Origin of the sequence: Pedobacter aquae, assembly GCF_008195825.1 — a bacterium.
Classification (GTDB): Bacteria; Bacteroidota; Bacteroidia; order Sphingobacteriales; family Sphingobacteriaceae; genus Pseudopedobacter; species Pseudopedobacter aquae.
Genome location: NZ_CP043329.1, coordinates 3,720,370 through 3,739,864, shown reverse-complemented (window position 1 = coordinate 3,739,864; position 19,495 = coordinate 3,720,370). Strand labels below are relative to the sequence as shown.

The window sequence follows — 19,495 nt, the reverse complement described above, 5'->3', positions numbered from 1 at the left end:
ATGGTAAAGCAACTCTCATTTATATTTATATTTTTAAGCGTTTGCAAAATTACAAACGCACAACTAACCATCTATCCAAATATCAGCCAAGGAGGTACAGGCCAAGTTTGTGCTGCCACGGGTATCCATATTGGGACTAATATACCCGGCGGACTTAACAACCAAATCAAATCTATCAAACTTGATATGGGCTACATGGCTACACTGGCTGAGAATGAAGATGGGACTGGAAAAAGCTTCAATTATATAGCTGTTACCAGTAACGTAACAGTTGATTTAGCAGCTGTTTTACAAGATAAAGTATCTTTTATAAGGGTAATGCCTATACGTAATATCTCTAAAAAAGGTATGGGTACAAAAGACAATAATCTAGTTGCAAACGTAAACCCAAGTTGGTTTTATGATTGGGGTGCTTTAGATGTAAGTACAGCAAATAACGAGTTTGTATTGATGGCCTGGAATATCAATTTGGCTAATAACTTCTTGAACTTAAACACCTACCCAACCAGAACAGATGTAAATACCTTATTAGCTTTTAACGAACCTGATGGCACTTCGCAGGCAAATATTCCCGACGTAAATGTGGCGTTGCCTGTGTACAAAAATTTACTGAGAACAGGTTATAGGATGGGCTCGCCAGCAACCAAAGAAGAAAACTGGAACAGGTGGCTATCTGACTTTACCACAATTGCTGAAGCTGATGATGCAAGGATAGATTTTGTTGCCATACATTGGTATGATTGGGGGAATTGGTCATCATCAACAAACGCTAATCCAGATATTAATAGCCTCTTAACTCGCTTTAAAAATTATATAGATGCAGTTTATAATCGTTATAAAAAACCCATTTGGATAACAGAATTTAATGCCAATGTGAATAGACCAGCAGCTGTACAAGACGCCTTTATGAGAGTAGCCTTACCTTATTTAGAAGGTGATAGCAGGATTGAGCGATATGCTTATTTCTTTGAAACTACTTTTCCTGCTTCTGTAAACGGAACGCTTACTTCTTTAGGGCAAACCTATAAAGACCATGTTTCTACCGCAAGTTTAACTAGCAATATTATTGACACTAGGTCTACCAATCTTGCCTCTTCTCCTGCAAATTTAGTTTTTAATGGAGATTTTGAGAATACGACATCATTTATAAATGGCTGGACAACTGCTCATACCGCAGATTTTGTAAAAGAAATTGTAGATGAAATCAACATTACCAGCATGAGGTTTGCTTCTGCAACAAACAACAGAACTTTAACATCAGATGCGATAACGGTAGTGCCGGGTAAAACCTATAAATTACAGTTTACAGCAAGGATACAATCTGCTGCTGGGGCAAGCGGTGGCGCCGGACCAACCAGAGGTGGCGTTTTTAGTGGCACCATTGTAAACGGAAGTGATCAGGCTGCAACAACTTTTACTCCTTTAACCACAACATCATCAAGCAATACTACCTTATTTGCCAATTATACGGTTCCAGCTAATCAAACATCTATCAGGTTGAGATTTAATAAAACTGCCGATATAGCGTATTTAGATGACGTTTCTTTGGTAGAAGTTACTTCATTACCTATCCAGCTTTTATCTTTTACTGGCGAAGCCAGCAAGGATGGGGTAAATTTAAATTGGAAAACCAGTACTGAAGTTAATAACGAAAAATTCACCTTATCGCATAGCAGCAACGGAAAAGATTTCACCCAAATTGCTTCCATAAAAGGTGCAATCAATTCATCTAAATTGCAGAATTATAACTTTAGGGATAAATTCCCGGCTAATGGGGTTAATTATTACCAACTCTCGCAAACAGATTTGGATGGTAAAACAGAAACTTTCCCTCCCATTGCTGTTAATTTCCAATTGGCAAATTCAGAAGATAATTTAAACGTGTATAGCGATTTAAAAGCTACTCAGTTAAGGTTAAATTGGGCAAAAGATGAAACTGTTAACCTCAGCATTTTTGATTTAAAAGGACAAAGAATTTTTAATGATAAAGTTCTTTTGAGAAACGGCATGAACTTGGTTAACTTAGATACTTCGGGGAAACTAGAAGCCAATAATATCTACGTCATCACCTTAAGTGGCGCTGAGAAAAATATAGCTTTGAAGTTTGTGGTGAATCCATAAGTATTGAGTTAATAACCTTTCAGAATATGTTTGCGCAAGGTCCTCGCTGAGAATCCTACGCAAACTCCTATATTAATTATCATAAGTAGCTACTATTATACCCGAAAGGGTATAGTGTTGCATAAATTTTTAGTTTTATACCTTATCGGGTATAATTATAAAATTTTTCTTACTTTTATACCTTAACGGGTATAGAAATAGGTAATTTCCTATTGTTATCAAAGGAATCTTCTATGAGTAAATTAAGTCAGTTTGTAAAAGAGAGGAGAAAATCACACCAATTAACTCAGGAAGATTTATCCTTTAAAGCAGGTGTAGGATTAAGGTTTATAAGGGATTTAGAGCAAGGCAAAGAATCACTTAGACTGGATAAAGTTAATCAAGTTCTGTCCTTATTTGGACATGAACTGCAACCAGTACCAAAGAAACGTAATGAAGAGGGCTAGAGTTTATATGTATAATAAATTAGCTGGTATATTATCAGAAGATGAGAATGGCTATCACTTTCAATATGATTCTGTCTATATAAAAGCTGACGGGTCAGAAGCCATTAGTTTAACGCTTCCGCTACAAGAAAAAGGATATGATAGTAATACACTTTTTCCCTTTTTTGATGGTTTAATTCCCGAAGGATGGCTATTAGATATAGCCCAGAAGAATTGGAAACTAAATGTGAGAGACCGTATGGATGTATTGTTACATACTTGCCAAGATTGCATAGGAGCAGTATCAATAGAAGCAATTACTGAAGATGAAGCATAAGTGTTTATACTGTTATCAGGAATTATCTCCTACTGAAATGGAATCTATAGCTGGGCAAAACGGATTTCACGAAAAGTGCAGTAAAAAATTTTTCGGGAAACCGATTCCTCCAATAATTGATTTTGCAGAGGAACAACTCTTGGAACTTGCAGAAAAAGTGGTGAAATCTCAGAAAACAGTGACTGGAGTTCAACCTAAACTATCTCTCGGAATAACGGAGAGTAATGATGCACCTGATAGGTTTACTATAGTAGGTTTATGGGGAGAATATATCCTGAAACCACAAACAGAATTCTATCAAAACCTGCCTGAAAATGAGGATTTAACCATGCATTTAGCGGAGTTTAGTAAAATTAAAACCGTACCACACTCCCTTATCAGGATGAAATCGGGAAAATTGGCATACATCACCAAACGAATTGACCGACACCAGGGAAGAAAGCTGCCGATGGAAGATATGTGCCAGTTGACTGAAAGATTAACCGAACATAAATACAAAGGCTCGTACGAACAAATTGCAAAAACTATTAATAAATACTCCAGTAACCCCGGCTTAGATATTACTGACTTTTACGAATTGGTTTTGTTTAGTTTTTTAACTGGTAACAATGACATGCATTTAAAAAATTTCTCGCTCTTTAAACCCAAATTAGGATTTCAGCTTTGCCCCGCATATGACTTGGTGGCCTCCGAGCTAGTTGTAGAGGACGATGATGAAGAGCTTGCTTTAAATTTGAATGGTAAGAAGAAAAAACTAAAAAAAGCTGACTTTGTAACAGCCATGAAAGCATCTTTAGATGATAAAGTAATTGAAAATATTTTCAAAAAATATCGAACACTAAGCATGGAATGGACAAAAATAATTGATCAAAGCTTTCTCCCTACAGAAGTTAAATCCAATTACAAGGAATTAATTAAGAAGAAGTCAGCACAGATAGAACTATAAAATCTTTTGAGTGCAGGACCTCTCTTTAAAGATGACCCTGCGGAGAATTGTTCTTTCAAATTTCAACCGTTTTAATCCCCTACTTAAACAAAATTTCAATAATCTGCTCCCCCTGATTCCTTACAATTATAGCCTTAGCATGCCCCGTCCATTTAATACTTTGATAAGCTTTTAAAAGGTCGTTAACTGATTTTATGGCGTTATTTCCTAATTTGATGATGACATCACCGGGTTTCAGTCCGCTTTTGTCTGCTAAAGAGGCTTCTGTTAAGTTTAGTAGCAATGCCCCGTTGTTATCATGAATACCAGCTGCAGAACGTTCGCCTAAAGTTTCTACGTTTTTCAAATTTGCTCCCAGCCAATTGATCTGCATTCCTTTTTCTTCGCTCAACATAGGCATGGAACTTAGCACTGGTGATTCTGCTATTTTTTTTAATGCAGGTTTGGTTACTCCAAAAACCATCGGGAAGTTTTTAAAGCCTGTCTCCAATGCAGCAGAATTAGCTTTTACCTGAAAATTTCCAGCTTTTGCATCCACAAAATCAGGATTTCCAAATTTGCTGTGTTCATCCTGTTTTAAAGATTGCGCTTTCTTTAATCCCTCTTCAGAGAAAAAGAAGTTGGAGTCGATCTCATGACCCCAATTAGCCATCCCAATGGGCGCATAAGGCGACATTACCAGGTTATTTTTAAACACATCCCGACTATTTTTTAACCATACATGTGGGTGAAAAGTATTGTTATAAAGGATATTATTTTTAACGATGCGTTGGTAGCCTTCCCTAAGTTTTAAACCTCCGCTTAAGCAAAGGTTATTATAAATCTCATAATGGCTACTTCCATCATCTAAATCAATATCCCAGCCATGGTCGCACTGGAAACGGTTATTCCTGATGATGATAGGGTCAATAACATCCAACAATTCTATACCCGGCCGGGCAGCCACAATACTATCAATAATACGACGATTTGGTCGCCAATAACGGTCTCTCCCCCAAGAGTTGAAAGCGCCATGATCGCCAGTTTCAAGCACCGTTTTAAAAACATCATTAAACTCTATAATATGTCCGCCCCAAGTTCCCTCGCTTACGTTTATGCCAGAGCGTGGAACCGAATAAATAGAGTTGTAGCTTGCCGTAATATGTGCCGCCATAGAAATTTGTACACCAGCAACCTGCTTTTCTATGGTACCAATATCATGAATGAGATTCCCTTTGGCGATACAATATTGAGGATAAATGGAATTTTTAGGTCCTTTTTCAAAATCCATTTTATCCCAAGGAACAAACTGTTCATACCTAAAAGCGGGCGAGCGAACAGCATCGGCACTACCCACAAAAGCGATAGCACTAGCGCCAATATCATAAATATGATTATCTGTAATGCTGTTGTTTTTGTTGTATTTGCTTAAAAATATTATGCTATTCTTACTCTTTCTATATAGTTTTTAAACCTAGTTAGAGCAGCTGCGGCAGTGGCCTCAGGTGTAGCTAAATTATTCCTTTCGTTGCCCCAGTCATACCAGTGTAAAGCAACAACATCAACCCTAAGTTTTTGTGCCGTGGCAGCTGCCATAAATCTTGGAAGCCAATCCGCAGCATCAAGAGCATTATCTTGCTCTACTGCTGGTGAGCACATTCTTAAACCTGTTTGTAGCATCAATCTGTATCTAGCAATAGCTGTATCAATATCTACAATATTTGATTGATTTCTATTATCAGGTTCATTAAAAGATAAATAATGATCTATATTTTTTCTTGCGATAAGATCTAAAGCTGTAGTTGTAGTAGCAGAACCCTTGCCCCATGTCATAGGAACATGTTGTTTATTTGGTGAAGCAAAAGGATTTAAACCCCAATTATAATACCAAGCGCTGTTTATAGCATTAATATCATTGGCTACAACTAGGCCAAGACCTTTTTTATTAACATTATTGATTGGCACAAATCTTACAAAGGAAACTTTATCAACTAACCTTTGTGGTAAGTTTGCTCTGATATCATTTACAGCAGCTACATAACAAATAGATTCTCCGGTACCATTTTGGTTCTCGGATAAAACAGCCATATAACCTCTTGGTATATTTATAGATTTGATTTTATCATTATAAGTAGCAGGAAGTGATTTAAAATTAACAGTACTTTGAGCACCAGAAGTGTATACAAAATACTCTTCTAAATCAAACTTTGGTTCTGCCAAATTAGCGCCTTGAGATATAGTTAAACCCGTTGTAACTGTTGAAGTTGGCGGCACTTCCGTAGGCGGAACTATCGGCGCTCTTCTAACCTCTGCTTCTTTCTTAGAGCATGAAATAGCAATTAGGCTAATTAAGCCTAAGAATATAAATGAGAGTTTTACATTTTTCATATCAATTTTATATTGGTTTATAATAAGATTAAAACATCTGTTTAAAGTTCAATTACGAGATCAAACTTTAAACAGATTATAAAAAGTGATACTAGGCATCAAAGTTCATGACAATAATTTGCAGCCTACTTACACCTTTTCTATTGCCATGCAGGATGCTGCACTAAAAATTCATTAGCTTCAAGTTCTGTTTGAGGGATACCAAAAATCTCTGATTTCTTACCTTCGTAAAGAGGCGCATAACCCGGAACATTATCTGCTACGGCTCTGGCTACAGCTTGTTGCATTTCGCCCCAACGTTTTAAATCAAAAAATCTTAATCCTTCAAAAGCTAACTCAACACGTCTTTCGCGTCTTAAAATATTTCTATAATCTGTTTGTGTTAATACGGCATTGTTAGCCCCTTCTACTTGTGCTATAGACGGCATATTCACCCTTGCTCTTACTTGATTAATTAATGGAGCCGCCTCTGCTGATCTGTTTAATTCAATTAATGCCTCTGCTCTCATTAATAAAACATCTGCCCATCTAAGTACAATAAAATCTTGACCTCCTGGACTAAATGGTCTTATACCAATAGCAGAAGGACCATTTCTTATATACTTCTTACGAGCATAACCAGTAGCAGTGTTTCCTGCAAAAGTCCTTAAAGGGCTAGTTAACCAAACATCACCTCTAAAATAAACAGAAGCAAGAAGTCTTGGGTCTCTGTTAGCTTTTTCGTTAGCCGGATTAAACAATGGAGATGTCGTAATAGGTCTACCATCTGTACAATAGTAATCTCTTACTAAATTCCTCATAGGTTGCTCATTAACTCTTGGAATACCTTCAAAAGTTGCAGAGAATAACTCTCCATTACTAGAAATTGCATCTTGGAAAAACCTTACAGCAAATACAATTTCTCTAGAAAGCTCACCATCTTCTGTAAATAATTGTGCATAACTAGAGTTTAAAGAGTAACCTAATGCTGACATTTGTTGTGTAGCATCTAAAACTCCTTGATAGTTCTTATTATAAAGCTCAAATCTAGCTAATAAACCTAGTGCAGCACCTTTTGTAGCATAACCATATTCGGCAGAAGGGTAACTTGTAGGTAAATCATTTATAGCTGTTGTTAAATCTTTAATTACTTGCTCTGATACTTCTGCATATGTATTTTTAGCAACATAAGCCTCATCTAAACTTTGTACTTTTAATATTAAAGGCACATCTTCAAAGTAGATAGCTAAGTTCATGTAAAATAAAGACCTTAAGAATAAGGCTTGCGCTAGAAGTGTTTTTTTGCTCTCGGCAGATATGCTTGATAAAGGTATTTTTTCAATATTCTCTAAAGCCAAGTTAGCTCTTGCTATACCTCTGTAGCTAGAGTTCCATAAACCGTTAAAGAAACCTTTGCTAGGGTCCATATTACGTACCATATAGTCTCCTGGACCTTCGTACCTGTAGTTATTAAAAGCGTTGTCTCCAAAACAATCGTACATGGGGAAGCCTGCTGCATTGGATACGTTTAATGTACCGCTGTATTGAGGTCTATCTTGTAAAGCATCGTAAATAGCATTAACACCAAGTTTTGCTTCGGCTTCATTTTGCCAAAAGCTTGCTGATGTAACAGCAACTAAAGAGCTTCTTTCTAAATAGCTTTCTTTACATCCCGCAAGGGCAAAAAATAAGCTAACTATTAATATCTTTTTCATACCTATTAAAATTTAAGGTTTAAACCAAATGAATAAATTTTGTAAAGAGGGGTTAATCTATCTGTAGCTCCACCTCTTTCACGCTCAGGATCAAAATTTTCTAACTTTGTGAAGGTTAAGATATTTTGGCCGCTTAAATAGAATCTAAGTCTAGATATTCCGTATTTTTTGGTTAATGTTGATGGAATAGTATAACCCAACTCTAAGTTTCTTAATCTTAAGAAAGAAACATCCTGTACATAAAAATCAGAAATAACAGTATTGTTAACACCTCCAAGACGAGGTAATTCTGTTGATGGATTTTCAGGTGTCCATCTGTTTAACCAATAGGATAATCCGTTATTTCTATCATCTGGCATTGGTTGTTGACCATTACTGTTTAAAATACGATCTAAACCATGTACACCTTGGAAAGTTACCGCTAAATCTATCCCTTTATAATTAAAATTACCACTAAAGCCATATAACCAAGATGGGAAAGGATTACCAATTACCGTTCTATCAAAAGCATCAATAATACCATCTGGTACGCCAGCAGGGCCTGATAAATCTGCATATCTGAAATCTCCTGGACGCGTTAATGGCGAACCAAACTGTCTTGGTGCATTTGTAACCTCATCAGCTGTTTGAAAAATACCTTCTACTTTATAACCATAGAAAGCATTAAATGGCTGACCTATTCTAATGATGTTATTACCACTGATGGTTTCAACACCTCTAAAGCCTAAGCTGGTAACTTTATTATCAGCAAATTTGGATACGTTTCCACTTAAAGTATAATTAAACTCGTTGATTTTTCCACGGAAACTTAAGTTTGCCTCTATACCTTCATTTACCATGTTAGCTGCATTTTGTGCAGATAAACTGTTTACACCTACGGTAGCAGGAATTGGAAAGTTGCTGTACAATACCTCAGAACTACTTCTTCTAAAGTAATCTGCAGAAAATGACAATCTATTCTTAAATAAATCAGCATCAAGACCAATATCAAATTGCTCTACTTGTTCCCAAGAAATATTTGGGTTAGAAAGTCTGGTTAAAGCTACTCCGGGCACTACTGAGCCTCCTACGAAGTAATCTAAATTGGTATTTAAATATTGCTCATAAATATAATTATCTATATTATCATTACCTGTTATACCCCAGCTACCTCTTAATTTCAACTCAGACACCCAAGTAAGGTTTTTCATGAAGTTTTCTTCTGACAGTCTCCAACCAGCAGAAGCTGAAGGGAAATTACCATATCTTCTGTTAGGACCAAATCTAGACGAACCATCTCTTCTAAAGTTAACTTCAAATAGATACTTGCCTTTGTAAGCATAGTTAACTCTTGAGAAGAAGGATTGTAAAGATTCCTCATTAGCACCACCAGCTACCGAAGGATTTAGCACTCCCCCAGCATTGAACTCTTGTAGTAAATCTGATGGGAAACCTTGTAATGAACCGCTAAAAGAATCGCTTCTACCGTAAATAACTGAGTGCCCTGCAAGTATGCTAACATCATGGTCTTTACCAAATACTTTAGTGTATCTTAAAATATTCTCATTTAACAATCTGTAGTTAAGATCTGTACTATTTAGATAAAGTATTATTTGCAGCAGCAGAAACAATGTCTCCGTTGAAATCTAAAGTGTTAAATCTTGGTGTAAAGTTAGATACCATTCCATAATTTAAGTTGATGGCACCACTAGTCTCAAAAGATAGATTTTTAGTGATATTGGCTTTTACACCTATTCTTTCAGCAATGTTAATATCATCATTACTGTGATCTCCTAATTCGCCACTTCTTAATGGATGGTTTATAGGGTAACTAAAGTTCACATTTTGATAAGAACCATCTACTGTACCATATTCTCCTGAAGAGTAATAAACTGGTATTGTTGGTGCAGAGCGTTGAAATTGATTGATGATACCAGTTTCACCTGTAATAGCACCAGCGCCACCAGAAGGACCTTTAAATTTAGTCCAGTAGGCATTAGTAACATTTGAAACCGTTAACCAGCTTTTTAGTTTAGAGTTGATATTTAAACTTAAGTTAAACCTTTCGTTTTCAAACTTACCTCTTACAACAGCTTCTTGATTTAAATAACCTAAAGAAACTCTGAAAGTAGTTTTATCATTTCCACCAGCAAAAGATAAATAATGGTTTTGTATTGGCGCAGTTCTTAAGATAACATCAGACCATTTTGTATTTGAATACTGGTCTGGATTAGTACCATCAATAATAGCTTGAATATTAGCAGGAGAGTATCTTATAGGGGCGTTTGCACCGTTTAAGTTAATATCACGCTCGTTTCTTAAAATAGTGTAATCTACTGCGTCTAAGTATTCTGGTACTACCGTTACATTTTGGAAACCTTGATAAACATTATAGCTTACATCTAAAGTTCCGCTTTTACCTTTTTTAGTGGTTACAACTATTACCCCATTGGCTCCTCTAGCACCATAAATTGCACTAGCAGAAGCATCTTTTAAAACAGAAATGGTTTCAATATCTGAAGGAGCTAAGTTATTGAAGGCTCCTAAGCCACTATACTGTATATCATCAATAACTACAAGAGGGTTAGAATTACCAAAAGTACCAATACCTCTAATAATAACTGATGAAGCATCTGAACCAGGAAGTCCGCTACCTTGAGTTAATTGAACCCCAGAAAACTTACCATACATCAACTGAGCTGAGTTAGTAACTGGAGTGTTTACAGCACTATCTAAACGTAATGTTTGTACAGAACCTGTTAAATTTACTTTTTTCTGTGTACCATAACCTACTACAGCAATCTCATCTAATACAGTATTAGATGAACGCAATGAAATAGATAAATTTGTTTGATTTCCTACGGTTACACTTCTACTATCAAAACCTATAAAAGAAAAAATCAAAACATCATCTGGCTTAGCCGATATTTTGAAATTACCATTAACATCTGTTAAAGTTCCAGCATTTGATTTTGAGATTTTCACACTTACCCCGGGCAGAGGTAACTTATCGTCGTCTGAAACGACTTTTCCGCTAATTACATTTTGTGCCATTAAGGCGGTGTTCAAAATTAGCAGTAATACTAAAAGGGTATAAAACTTCATACAAGAATTAATTAGTTTACAATCTGGTTTAATTGGTTGATGTAAACGTATCAATAGTATTTCAATCTGTTAGTATGAGTTAAATAGATTGATATAAATTACACCCGCTTTTGAATAGAAATAACCCCCTAACATCTTGTTTGTTTAGATAATAGGACGCTTTTTTAATATTCTACTTAAAGTACCTTGACTTATAAAGACACCTATTCTTAGTAGTTTGAACCCCCTGTGAAAAGGGAAAAAATGCAATTTTAAGATGTGATAACTTTAATTTTAGGTTTATAAAAAAGGATGATTTTCATAGTGCTAGCAGTAGTGTAAAATTGAAATTTTTTATACCTACTGAAATTTATGTTCTCATTAAAATTTTTAATTTCTGAGACTAATATTCCGGATTCATCAAAAGAAAACATGATAAAATCCTTCCATTCTGCGGAATAGATATTGATTCACAGCATCTCCACATCCCTAGCACCTACATTTTTACTTTTATTCTGCAATAAATTCATGGCGCTATTAATTTAGAAAAGCCAATTGTTGCAGTATCTTTTAAAATCCCATTTTCTTGGTAAATAAAAAAGGCTTCTAAGTTTGGATGTTTTTTTAAAAAGCGGAAAGCTTCTTCTATTTCCATCCCCATCAAAACATTATCATAGGCATCTGCCAACATAGCGTTTTTAGCATAAACCGTTACACTAATATTTTTGCTTTTGATAGGATAACCTGTTTTAGCATCTATCAGATGTGTTTGCTTTAAACCTTTACTTTCTATGAATTTACGATAGCTGCCAGATGTTGTGATAGCTCCTTTTTTTGGGATAATAATCTGCTGCAAGGAGTTTTCTTCTAAGCTTGGCGCTTCTATTCCAATTTTAGGATAAGAGCCATCAGGCTTTTTGCCTTTTATTCTTAACTCGCCGCCTATCTCCACAATATAGTGATGGATGCCTTTACGTTCTAAAAAATCTGCAAGAACATCTACAGAGTAACCTTGTGCTATACCATTAACATCAATTTTTACTGCAGGGTTAATTTTTATTAAGCTATCTTTTTTGATGATTAATTGCTGGTAGCCTACATTCTTTAATATTTTTTGTAGTGCTAAGCTATCTGGCAGTAGCTGCTTTTCTTTTCCTAAAAAACCCCATGCTTCTACTAAAGGAAAAACAGTAATATCAAAAGCGCCGGCAGAGGCTTTAGCTATTTTCTGAGCCGCTTTTACCACTTTGCCCAAATGTTTATCTAACAAAACACCTCTTTTGCTTAAATTAAATTGGCTTATCAGTGATGTATCCTGATAAACAGATAAAGATTGGTTGAGCTGGGCTAAGACAACTTCAATTTCCTCTTCAGAAACTAATGCTTTAGATGCATAATATTTTACAGCATAGGTAGTACCTTGTGTATAACCATTAATCTGATAAGTTTGGACTATCTCTTGCCTAGGAGCAAAAGATGTACAAATTAATCCTAATAAAACAAGGTAATAGCGAGCTTTAAATATCATCCATCTTATTTTCAGACTATGAAAATAAAGATTTTCTATTGGTAATGAAGCATGTAAAGCTGATAATGGCCATTAATAATAGCTTCATCAACACTTTTTTGTGATACTTGCTTTGCTAAACCTAAGGTTTCTAAAGCTAACAAGTAGCTCTCGCTTAAGATACCGGAAGACAATAAAGTTATAGCCTTTTCTGTTCCTGTTAATTCTTTCAGCTCGGCACCAATTAATAAGCCACTCAAATAGTAATAATTGCTCTCTTTACTAAATTTATTAAACAACTGGTTGGTTCTTACCCAAAACATAGCATGCAATAAATTAGCTTTAAAGCTATCTAAAACACCTTGTTTAAAGGCTGCTGTATTTTCATCATCTGTTAAAATACCTTGTTTTTCTACTGTTGTTGCTAAAATACTTTGACTGCTTAATAAGCTGAAAAGTTCTCCCGTCATGTAAGTAGAGAAGCCTACAGCTTTATCATCAACAGTAAAAACGTGTTTAGAATGTGTACCCGGAATGATAAAAACTTGTTCCTTAATTCTCTTATCGGGTTGGCAGCCTACTAGTTGTATTTCTTCTCCTCTAATCACATCATCTTGAGAGCAAACACCAGAAACTAGGGTAAAAGGATGAGAAAAATCTGCGTTAGCTTGAAAATGAGAAACCTTTAAATCGGCACCGTTTAAAGAAAAAGGAAGCTCTTTGTATGGAAGCTCTTGCATGCCTACCGTAGAAGATGCCATACCAGAAATAATAATTGGTAGCCCATCTAAGCTTTTACCAAATTCTGAACTGATTTTATCAATATTTTCCTTTAAAAAGGAAAGATAAAAATCTGTTCTTCTATCTGTATCAGCCCCTGCCGCTTTCCATTTCTGGAATAAGCTAGCATTACCTTCGGCATTGCTTACTTCTGCTAAAACCTTTAAACCGTAAGCATCTATCAAACGTAGTCTGAAAGATGATGTACCCCAATCGCAACTTAAAAACAAATTATTCATGTAGGAGAATTAAAAAAAGAAGGAAATCAAAATGTACATATTTCTTGAAAGAAGATTAATTAAACCAAACCAATGAATACACCCTTCAAACAATGAACGCTTATGACTCCTCCTTTTTATCTTTTAATGATTACCACTCTGCTATGCTTCCGTCCTGATGACGCCAAACGGGGTTTTTCCAATTGTGTCCAACTTTAGCCATAGCTTTTACGTGGTCTTCATTTATTTCTATACCGAGGCCTGGTCCGTCTGGTATTTTAACATAACCATCCTCATATTTAAACACATTTTTATCTACGATATAATCTAAAATATCACTACCCTGATTGTAGTGGATACCCAAACTTTGCTCCTGAATAAAAGCATTATAACTGGTGGCATCTACCTGTAAACAGGCTGCTAAAGCAATAGGGCCTAGCGGGCAATGTGGCGCTACAGCAACATCAAAAGCTTCTGCCATAGAGAATATCTTTTTACACTCTGTTATACCACCTGCGTGGGATAAATCTGGCTGAATAATATCTGCATAACCACCAATTAATAAATCTTTAAACTGCCATCTAGAAAACATACGCTCACCAGTAGCAATAGGAATAGAAGTTAAATTGACAATTTCTCTTAATGCTTCGTTATTTTCTGGTAAAACGGGTTCTTCTATAAACATAGGTCTGTAAGCCTCTAGCTCTTTAGCTAAAATTTTGGCCATAGGTTTGTGCACCCTGCCATGAAAATCTATACCTATACCAACAGCCGGCCCAACAGCTTCTCTAACAGCAGCAATACGAGCAATGGCAGCATCAATTTTATCATAAGTATCTATGATTTGAAGCTCTTCGGTAGCATTCATTTTTACTGCCTTAAAGCCTTTATCTATCATTTCTTTGGCTGCTGTACCTACTTCAGCAGGGCGGTCGCCACCTATCCACGAGTAAACCTTCATGGTATCACGAGCTTTACCTCCTAATAATTGATAAATTGGCGTATTATAGAATTTACCTTTAATATCCCAAAGCGCTTGGTCTATACCGGCAATGGCACTCATTAAAATAGGACCACCACGATAAAAACCTGCTCGGTACATCATATTCCAATGGTCTTCAATATTTTGAGGGTCTTTACCAATTAAGCCTTCCATTAATTCTTGAACAGCGGCTTTAACTGTGGCTGCTTTACCTTCAACAACGGGCTCGCCCCAGCCTACAATACCTTCACTGGTTTCTATTTTAAGAAATAACCATCTTGGCGGAACTTGATATAATTCGTAACCTGTAATTTTCATTTTAAATATGGATATTATTGAACAGCCTCTATAAACTGTTTAGCTTTTGAAGTCAATTGTTTTAAATAATCGTCATTGATGGTTTGCTTAGCATCAACCAAAGAACTCCCTATTCCGTAAGCCACAGCACCAATTTTCTTAAACTCTTTGATATTATCTAAACCAACACCTCCGGTTGGCATGATAGGAATTTGAGGTAAAGGCCCTTTTACATCCTTGATATACGCCACACCTGCACTTGCTGGAAAAACTTTAACAATATCGCCACCCCAAGCATAAGCATTTAAAATTTCTGTTGGAGTATAAGCGCCAGGAATACTTACCGCACCATGCCTTCTGGTCATGTGTATGGTATTGATATCTACCGTTGGCGATAAAATAAACTTCGCCCCAGCGTAAATTGCTGCTCTAGCAGATTCTGGATCTAAAACAGTACCTGCGCCTATTAAAACTTGTTTTCCGATACTATCTGCCAATTGTTCTATAACTTGTAAGGCTTTTGGAGAGTTTAAGGTAATTTCTAAAATTTTCACACCTCCCTCTGCTAAAGCAAAAGCCACATCCTTAGCCTTATCGGCGGAAACACCTCTGATAATGGCTACAATTTTATGTTGATATATATGATTTAATGTTTGCATGATGCTGATTTATTCTGGCCTAATAACGCCTATTTCTAAAATAATATTAGCAAACCTCCTTACCTCTGCCGTAGCTATGGCTAAGCAAACATCTGGTGTTTTGGCAATATCATAAAACTCATATCTTTTTAGGGCTTCAAATGGTGTATCCTCGTCAAGAATTTGTTTAAATTCATGATGGATAGGTTGTGGTGTTTCATCTGGTGGCTGCATGATGTAGGCTTTCTCTACCGGGATGAAGTTTTTAATCACTTTTAATACATCAACAACATTTAAAACGCCTGGGGTAAGATTTAAATAAACCTTTTTAGCCGTTTGCGGCGTACAGGTATTTACCGGAAAATTACCATCAGAAATTAAAATTTTTGAACCATGTCCGTTACGACCTAGTTCCATTAATATTTCAGGATGTAGTAGTTGTGTTTTTAACATGGCAGATTTAATTTGATTGATTTTCTTGAGGATTATCCTGATTTACATAAGCATGCAATTCTTCATCTCTTACCAAAGGCCCTATAACAAATAGCACAACGCACAAGCCCAACATCGCTAAAACGCCATAGCCTATAAACACGGTATTGTATGCCGAAGCATAGCCATAAGTGTCAGAAAAATTCTTTACCGTTACACCAGATATAGATTGAAAAATAGCTCCGCCTAAACCAGAACCCACACTTGCCAAACCCCAAACAGATGCGGTAGCATTTTTTGGAACAACATCGGCAGGGAAAGCCATAGAATTAGCTGTGTAAGAAGAGTAGCCAAAACCTGCTACTGCTAAAACAGCTATTGCAATTGCCGGAGAGGTAATAATTAATGGCCCTAATATTAATGAGCCAGCGGTCATCAGCCCAAAAATGGTAACAGCTAATTTTCTGGCTTTAGGTACAGCCATGCCTCTTTTAATTAAAGTTTGGGTAAATAAGCCTCCTAATATATTTCCAAAATCGGCAGAGATAAAAGGTATCATGGCAAACCAACCTATCATGGCTAAATCCCAACCGTGAACATCAACCAAATAACGTCCTATCCAAAATGTTATGAAATACCATACAGGATCCATCAATACTTTAGATAAAGTAAAACCTAATACAAATTTGTTTTTGATGAGTTTTTTAGCCGGGATGGTTCTTAATTTGGTTTCTTCTAAGGCTTGTTTTGGGGTATAATAAGTAAACCAAAAAGCAATAAGCCATATATAACCTAAAGAACCTACAATAATAAAAGTAGCTTTCCAACCATAAACAGTACCTAAAAAGGCAATTAATGGCGGGGCAACTACAGCTCCTATTGCAGAACCGCTGTTAAAAATACCCGATGCTGTAGAGCGCTCGCTCTGCGGAAACCACTCGCTAGTTAGTTTAATGGCTGATGGCCAGTTACCCGCCTCGCCAATACCCAAAAAGAAACGGGCTAAACCAAAATGCCATGGTAATCTTGCTAAAGCATGTAACATAGCAGCGGTAGTCCAAAACGCCATACAAATAGAATAACCCAATTTGGTTCCTAATTTATCTATAGCAAAGCCAGAAAAACCGTTTGAAACCATGTAGGCCACAAAAAAGCAGTGGTTATGTATCCAAAAGCATCATCAGGAATGAGCTCTCTTAAAGCTCCCTCGGCACTTAAATAATTAAAAGCCAAACGGTCTATATAATTTAAAACGGTAGCTAAAAACGCAAAGCCTATCATGACCCAGCGCATTTTAGATGGCTTAAAAGTAGTATCTGTCATTAGTTTAGGTTAGTTGGGTAAAACGGTATAAGTCTTACCTGCTTCTACGTTAAAAGTATATAAATTATCGGCTGCTTTTGTAAGCTTAATTACCTGTTTATTCAGCAGGATTTTCACTGGTGTTTTACTTCTTAAGTTGCAGGTTTGCGCAAATTTTGAGGTAATTGTAGCTTCTTTTAATTGTTGATTTGCCCAACTGATGTTAACACCATAGCCTCCTCTGGCCCTTAATCCATTGATATTGCCATCTTTTAAATCTTTTGGTACAGCTGGCAATAGGTATAATTCGTTAGAGTGACTTTGCATTAGCATTTCTGCAACACCAGCAATAATACCTTGTATACCTTGGTTTCCTTCAAAAGAAGGTGTGATATCACTATCTTCTGCTCTTGGGTGGATACTAATATCGGTAAGCATAGATTTTAAAATCTGATAAGCTTCTTCGGGCTGCTCAAAACGGGCTTGTTGGTTAATTTTCCAAGCACCAGACCATCCTTTATTGATGTTTCCTCTTCTATCTAACACAACTTTTACAGCTTTAGCTAATTCTGGGGTTTTCCTTAAGGTGATATCATCATCAGGATATGAAGCAAAAAGATGTGAAATATGCCTGTGCCCTACTTGCATTTCTTTATAATCATGCAACCACTCTTGTAACTGACCAAATTGCCCAATTTGATGAGGTGGCAATTGTTTCATAGTATCTTCCAATTTTTTAGCAAAAGCAGCATCCTCACCTAAAACTTTTATAGCTGTAATACAATTTCTAAACAGGTTTCTAATAAGCTGGTTATCCATAGAAGAACCTGCAGAAACAGAAGCTTCTTCGCCTTTAGTAGTAAAGAAATTATTCTCTGGCGAGGTTGATGGACAGGTAACCAAAAAACCTGTTTCTGGATCTTTAACTAAGAAATCAAGAATAAATTCTGCCGAACCTTTCATTAAAGGATATAATCTTTTAAGGTAAGCAGCATCGGGCTCATAAGAGTAATGATCAAATAATTGTTGTAAAATCCACGGAGCTGCCATAGGCCAAACAGATGCTTTTGGATTTGGGTCTGTTGGTGCCGTATTGAACCAAATATCAGTGCCATGATGTGCAACCCAGCCTTTACAACCATATAATTCTTTGGCTGTTCTGGCTCCGGCTTCTGCTAAAATCTCTGTAAAGGTTAATAAAGACTCGTTTAAACCCGCTAAGTTTGTGCTTTCTACAGGCCAATAACATTCTTGAATATTGATGTTTAATGTCCAACGCCCCTGCCAACGACCTTCCATATTGTCTAACCAAATATTATGATTATTAAAAGCTAAGGTTTTTCTCTAGCTCCGGCCAACATCAGGTACCTACCATATTGGAAATATTGCGAAATATATAAGGGGTCATGCGCACCTTTACGTAAAGCTAGAATCCTATCGGTAGTATTCATCTTAGCTTTTTCATGTCCGCCTAAATCAATTTTACAACTCGCAAAAAGTGGCATATAATCTTTTAAATGACGGTTTTTCAATTCCGAGTACTTAAATTTTGCTGCTTTAACGATGTAGTTATTACATCTCTCTTTCTCATTAGCGCTTACATCATTATAATTTACCCAATTGGTAGCTCCTGCAAGCATGATAACCACCGTATTGGCATTAGAAATCTGTATTTCATCACCCGTTTTACCAGCATTTTTCACATAACTGGTTTTACCGCCTTCTGCATTTACTTTTAAACGCGATTGCCATTTCATGGCTGCCGGCAAGACTTTTTTTGCATATTCTTCCTCAGTAAGCTCGGTGGTAGTACCATTCATGACGATATCGCCATTGGAAAGTTGGGTTACAGCCGATTGCTGTAAACTGCTTAGAGAAGCTTTTAGGTTGATACTTTTAGGCTTGCTAGCCGTAATACGCATCATTACAACTTGGTCTGGATAACTTGCAAAAATTTCTCTTTTGTAGTTTACACCATTTAAACGATAAGTGATGGTTACCGTAGCGCTATCCATACTTAGCTTACGCTGATAGTTTTGCGCTTTTGCTTCATTGTGGTTAAAGCCTAAATGAAGAATACCCATAGGCTGGTAATGTTGTACCCTTAAGGGAATACTCCCTAATTTTAGCGAGGATTTACTGGCTGCCGCATAATCTTTTTCAACAAGGATTTTCTTTCTGATGTCTTCTAAAACCTGTGGCCCTTGCGGATTATTAGGATTATAAGGCCCACCAGACCATAAGGTTTCATCGTTAAACGGAATAACTTCTTGGTTAATGCTACCGCCAATCATCACAGCAAATCTCCCTGTTGCTATAGGCAAACCTTCCCAGTATTTTTTTGCTGGCTGATGATACCACCAACTCATTTCAGGACTGGTTAATT

The 19,495-nt window shown here is 36.4% G+C and carries 17 protein-coding genes and 1 pseudogene; 4 read left to right on the top strand and 14 right to left on the bottom strand.

Translation table 11 applies throughout. The features are described 5' to 3' along the window. The 4 genes from FYC62_RS16510 (at nucleotide 1) to FYC62_RS16495 (ending at nucleotide 3,829) form a co-directional block, all read left to right on the top strand. The gene (locus FYC62_RS16510; protein ID WP_149075736.1) at nucleotides 1-2,121 is read left to right on the top strand and encodes a glycosyl hydrolase; all 2,121 of its coding nucleotides are present in this window, start codon (nucleotides 1-3) and stop codon (nucleotides 2,119-2,121) included. Between the two features lie 233 nt (nucleotides 2,122-2,354). Beyond that, nucleotides 2,355-2,567 carry a helix-turn-helix transcriptional regulator gene (locus tag FYC62_RS16505; protein WP_149075735.1) on the top strand — a complete coding sequence of 71 codons (213 nt, stop codon included), beginning with the start codon at nucleotides 2,355-2,357 and terminating at the stop codon, nucleotides 2,565-2,567. After that, entirely contained in the window at nucleotides 2,554-2,883 is a 330-nt protein-coding gene (locus FYC62_RS16500) for a HipA N-terminal domain-containing protein (RefSeq protein WP_149075734.1), read from the top strand. The genes FYC62_RS16505 and FYC62_RS16500 overlap by 14 nt, the downstream gene beginning before the upstream one ends. Nucleotides 2,884-2,920: 37 nt before the next feature. Then, nucleotides 2,921-3,829, top strand: coding sequence for a HipA domain-containing protein (locus tag FYC62_RS16495; protein WP_205943738.1), 909 nt, complete (start codon nucleotides 2,921-2,923; stop codon nucleotides 3,827-3,829). A 79-nt stretch (nucleotides 3,830-3,908) separates the two neighbouring features. Here the strand turns inward: FYC62_RS16495 and FYC62_RS16490 are convergent, their stop codons facing one another. The 14 genes and pseudogenes from FYC62_RS16490 to FYC62_RS18215 form a co-directional block, all read right to left on the bottom strand. Then, the gene (locus FYC62_RS16490; protein ID WP_149075732.1) at nucleotides 3,909-5,165 is read right to left on the bottom strand and encodes a PDZ domain-containing protein; all 1,257 of its coding nucleotides are present in this window, start codon (nucleotides 5,163-5,165) and stop codon (nucleotides 3,909-3,911) included. A gap of 80 nt (nucleotides 5,166-5,245) precedes the next feature. Further along, on the bottom strand, nucleotides 5,246-6,196 hold the full coding sequence (locus tag FYC62_RS16485; protein ID WP_149075731.1) for a glycosyl hydrolase: 951 nt from the start codon (nucleotides 6,194-6,196) through the stop codon (nucleotides 5,246-5,248). A gap of 140 nt (nucleotides 6,197-6,336) precedes the next feature. Then, entirely contained in the window at nucleotides 6,337-7,890 is a 1,554-nt protein-coding gene (locus tag FYC62_RS16480; protein WP_149075730.1) for a RagB/SusD family nutrient uptake outer membrane protein, read from the bottom strand. A gap of 5 nt (nucleotides 7,891-7,895) precedes the next feature. After that, nucleotides 7,896-9,500, bottom strand: coding sequence for a SusC/RagA family TonB-linked outer membrane protein (locus FYC62_RS17905; RefSeq protein ID WP_262713574.1), 1,605 nt, complete (start codon nucleotides 9,498-9,500; stop codon nucleotides 7,896-7,898). Then, complete coding sequence (locus FYC62_RS17900) at nucleotides 9,463-10,974, bottom strand: SusC/RagA family TonB-linked outer membrane protein (RefSeq protein WP_149075728.1); 1,512 nt, start codon at nucleotides 10,972-10,974, stop codon at nucleotides 9,463-9,465. Before FYC62_RS17900 ends, FYC62_RS17905 begins: the two co-directional genes overlap by 38 nt. Nucleotides 10,975-11,479: 505 nt before the next feature. Then, the gene (locus FYC62_RS16465; protein WP_149075727.1) at nucleotides 11,480-12,481 is read right to left on the bottom strand and encodes an FAD:protein FMN transferase; all 1,002 of its coding nucleotides are present in this window, start codon (nucleotides 12,479-12,481) and stop codon (nucleotides 11,480-11,482) included. 35 nt (nucleotides 12,482-12,516) lie between these two features. After that, nucleotides 12,517-13,479, bottom strand: a complete 963-nt coding sequence (locus FYC62_RS16460) for a 2-dehydro-3-deoxygalactonokinase (protein WP_149075726.1) — start codon at nucleotides 13,477-13,479, stop codon at nucleotides 12,517-12,519. Between the two features lie 130 nt (nucleotides 13,480-13,609). Next, nucleotides 13,610-14,758 carry a galactonate dehydratase gene (dgoD, locus tag FYC62_RS16455; protein WP_149075725.1) on the bottom strand — a complete coding sequence of 383 codons (1,149 nt, stop codon included), beginning with the start codon at nucleotides 14,756-14,758 and terminating at the stop codon, nucleotides 13,610-13,612. Nucleotides 14,759-14,772: 14 nt separating this feature from the next. Continuing rightward, the gene (locus tag FYC62_RS16450; RefSeq protein WP_149075724.1) at nucleotides 14,773-15,396 is read right to left on the bottom strand and encodes a bifunctional 4-hydroxy-2-oxoglutarate aldolase/2-dehydro-3-deoxy-phosphogluconate aldolase; all 624 of its coding nucleotides are present in this window, start codon (nucleotides 15,394-15,396) and stop codon (nucleotides 14,773-14,775) included. A 9-nt stretch (nucleotides 15,397-15,405) separates the two neighbouring features. Beyond that, on the bottom strand, nucleotides 15,406-15,828 hold the full coding sequence (locus FYC62_RS16445; protein ID WP_039448028.1) for an RbsD/FucU family protein: 423 nt from the start codon (nucleotides 15,826-15,828) through the stop codon (nucleotides 15,406-15,408). A 7-nt stretch (nucleotides 15,829-15,835) separates the two neighbouring features. Then, nucleotides 15,836-16,945 (bottom strand): MFS transporter, encoded by a 1,110-nt coding sequence (locus tag FYC62_RS16440; RefSeq protein WP_149075723.1) that lies wholly within the window; start codon nucleotides 16,943-16,945, stop codon nucleotides 15,836-15,838. Further along, nucleotides 16,912-17,130 carry a hypothetical protein gene (locus tag FYC62_RS16435; protein ID WP_149075722.1) on the bottom strand — a complete coding sequence of 73 codons (219 nt, stop codon included), beginning with the start codon at nucleotides 17,128-17,130 and terminating at the stop codon, nucleotides 16,912-16,914. Before FYC62_RS16435 ends, FYC62_RS16440 begins: the two co-directional genes overlap by 34 nt. Nucleotides 17,131-17,139: 9 nt before the next feature. Beyond that, nucleotides 17,140-17,436 carry a glycoside hydrolase family 95-like protein gene (locus FYC62_RS18220; RefSeq protein WP_394348907.1) on the bottom strand — a complete coding sequence of 99 codons (297 nt, stop codon included), beginning with the start codon at nucleotides 17,434-17,436 and terminating at the stop codon, nucleotides 17,140-17,142. Nucleotides 17,437-17,496: 60 nt separating this feature from the next. Further along, nucleotides 17,497-19,478, bottom strand: a pseudogene (locus tag FYC62_RS18215) (glycoside hydrolase family 95 protein); the annotation flags it as partial. Nucleotides 19,479-19,495 lie beyond the last annotated feature (17 nt).

What these genes read in the sequence shown, in the direction of transcription:
- FYC62_RS16510 (WP_149075736.1), top strand. Translation starts at nt 1, where the DNA reads ATGGTAAAGCAACTCTCATTTATATTTATATTTTTAAGCGTTTGCAAA.
- FYC62_RS16505 (WP_149075735.1), top strand. Translation starts at nt 2,355, where the DNA reads ATGAGTAAATTAAGTCAGTTTGTAAAAGAGAGGAGAAAATCACACCAA.
- FYC62_RS16500 (WP_149075734.1), top strand. Translation starts at nt 2,554, where the DNA reads ATGAAGAGGGCTAGAGTTTATATGTATAATAAATTAGCTGGTATATTA.
- FYC62_RS16495 (WP_205943738.1), top strand. Translation starts at nt 2,921, where the DNA reads ATGGAATCTATAGCTGGGCAAAACGGATTTCACGAAAAGTGCAGTAAA.
- FYC62_RS16485 (WP_149075731.1), bottom strand. Translation starts at nt 6,196, where the DNA reads ATGAAAAATGTAAAACTCTCATTTATATTCTTAGGCTTAATTAGCCTA.
- FYC62_RS16480 (WP_149075730.1), bottom strand. Translation starts at nt 7,890, where the DNA reads ATGAAAAAGATATTAATAGTTAGCTTATTTTTTGCCCTTGCGGGATGT.
- FYC62_RS17900 (WP_149075728.1), bottom strand. Translation starts at nt 10,974, where the DNA reads ATGAAGTTTTATACCCTTTTAGTATTACTGCTAATTTTGAACACCGCC.
- FYC62_RS16465 (WP_149075727.1), bottom strand. Translation starts at nt 12,481, where the DNA reads ATGATATTTAAAGCTCGCTATTACCTTGTTTTATTAGGATTAATTTGT.
- FYC62_RS16460 (WP_149075726.1), bottom strand. Translation starts at nt 13,479, where the DNA reads ATGAATAATTTGTTTTTAAGTTGCGATTGGGGTACATCATCTTTCAGA.
- dgoD (WP_149075725.1), bottom strand. Translation starts at nt 14,758, where the DNA reads ATGAAAATTACAGGTTACGAATTATATCAAGTTCCGCCAAGATGGTTA.
- FYC62_RS16450 (WP_149075724.1), bottom strand. Translation starts at nt 15,396, where the DNA reads ATGCAAACATTAAATCATATATATCAACATAAAATTGTAGCCATTATC.
- FYC62_RS16445 (WP_039448028.1), bottom strand. Translation starts at nt 15,828, where the DNA reads ATGTTAAAAACACAACTACTACATCCTGAAATATTAATGGAACTAGGT.
- FYC62_RS16440 (WP_149075723.1), bottom strand. Translation starts at nt 16,945, where the DNA reads ATGGTTTCAAACGGTTTTTCTGGCTTTGCTATAGATAAATTAGGAACC.
- FYC62_RS16435 (WP_149075722.1), bottom strand. Translation starts at nt 17,130, where the DNA reads ATGACAGATACTACTTTTAAGCCATCTAAAATGCGCTGGGTCATGATA.
- FYC62_RS18220 (WP_394348907.1), bottom strand. Translation starts at nt 17,436, where the DNA reads ATGCAAAGTCACTCTAACGAATTATACCTATTGCCAGCTGTACCAAAA.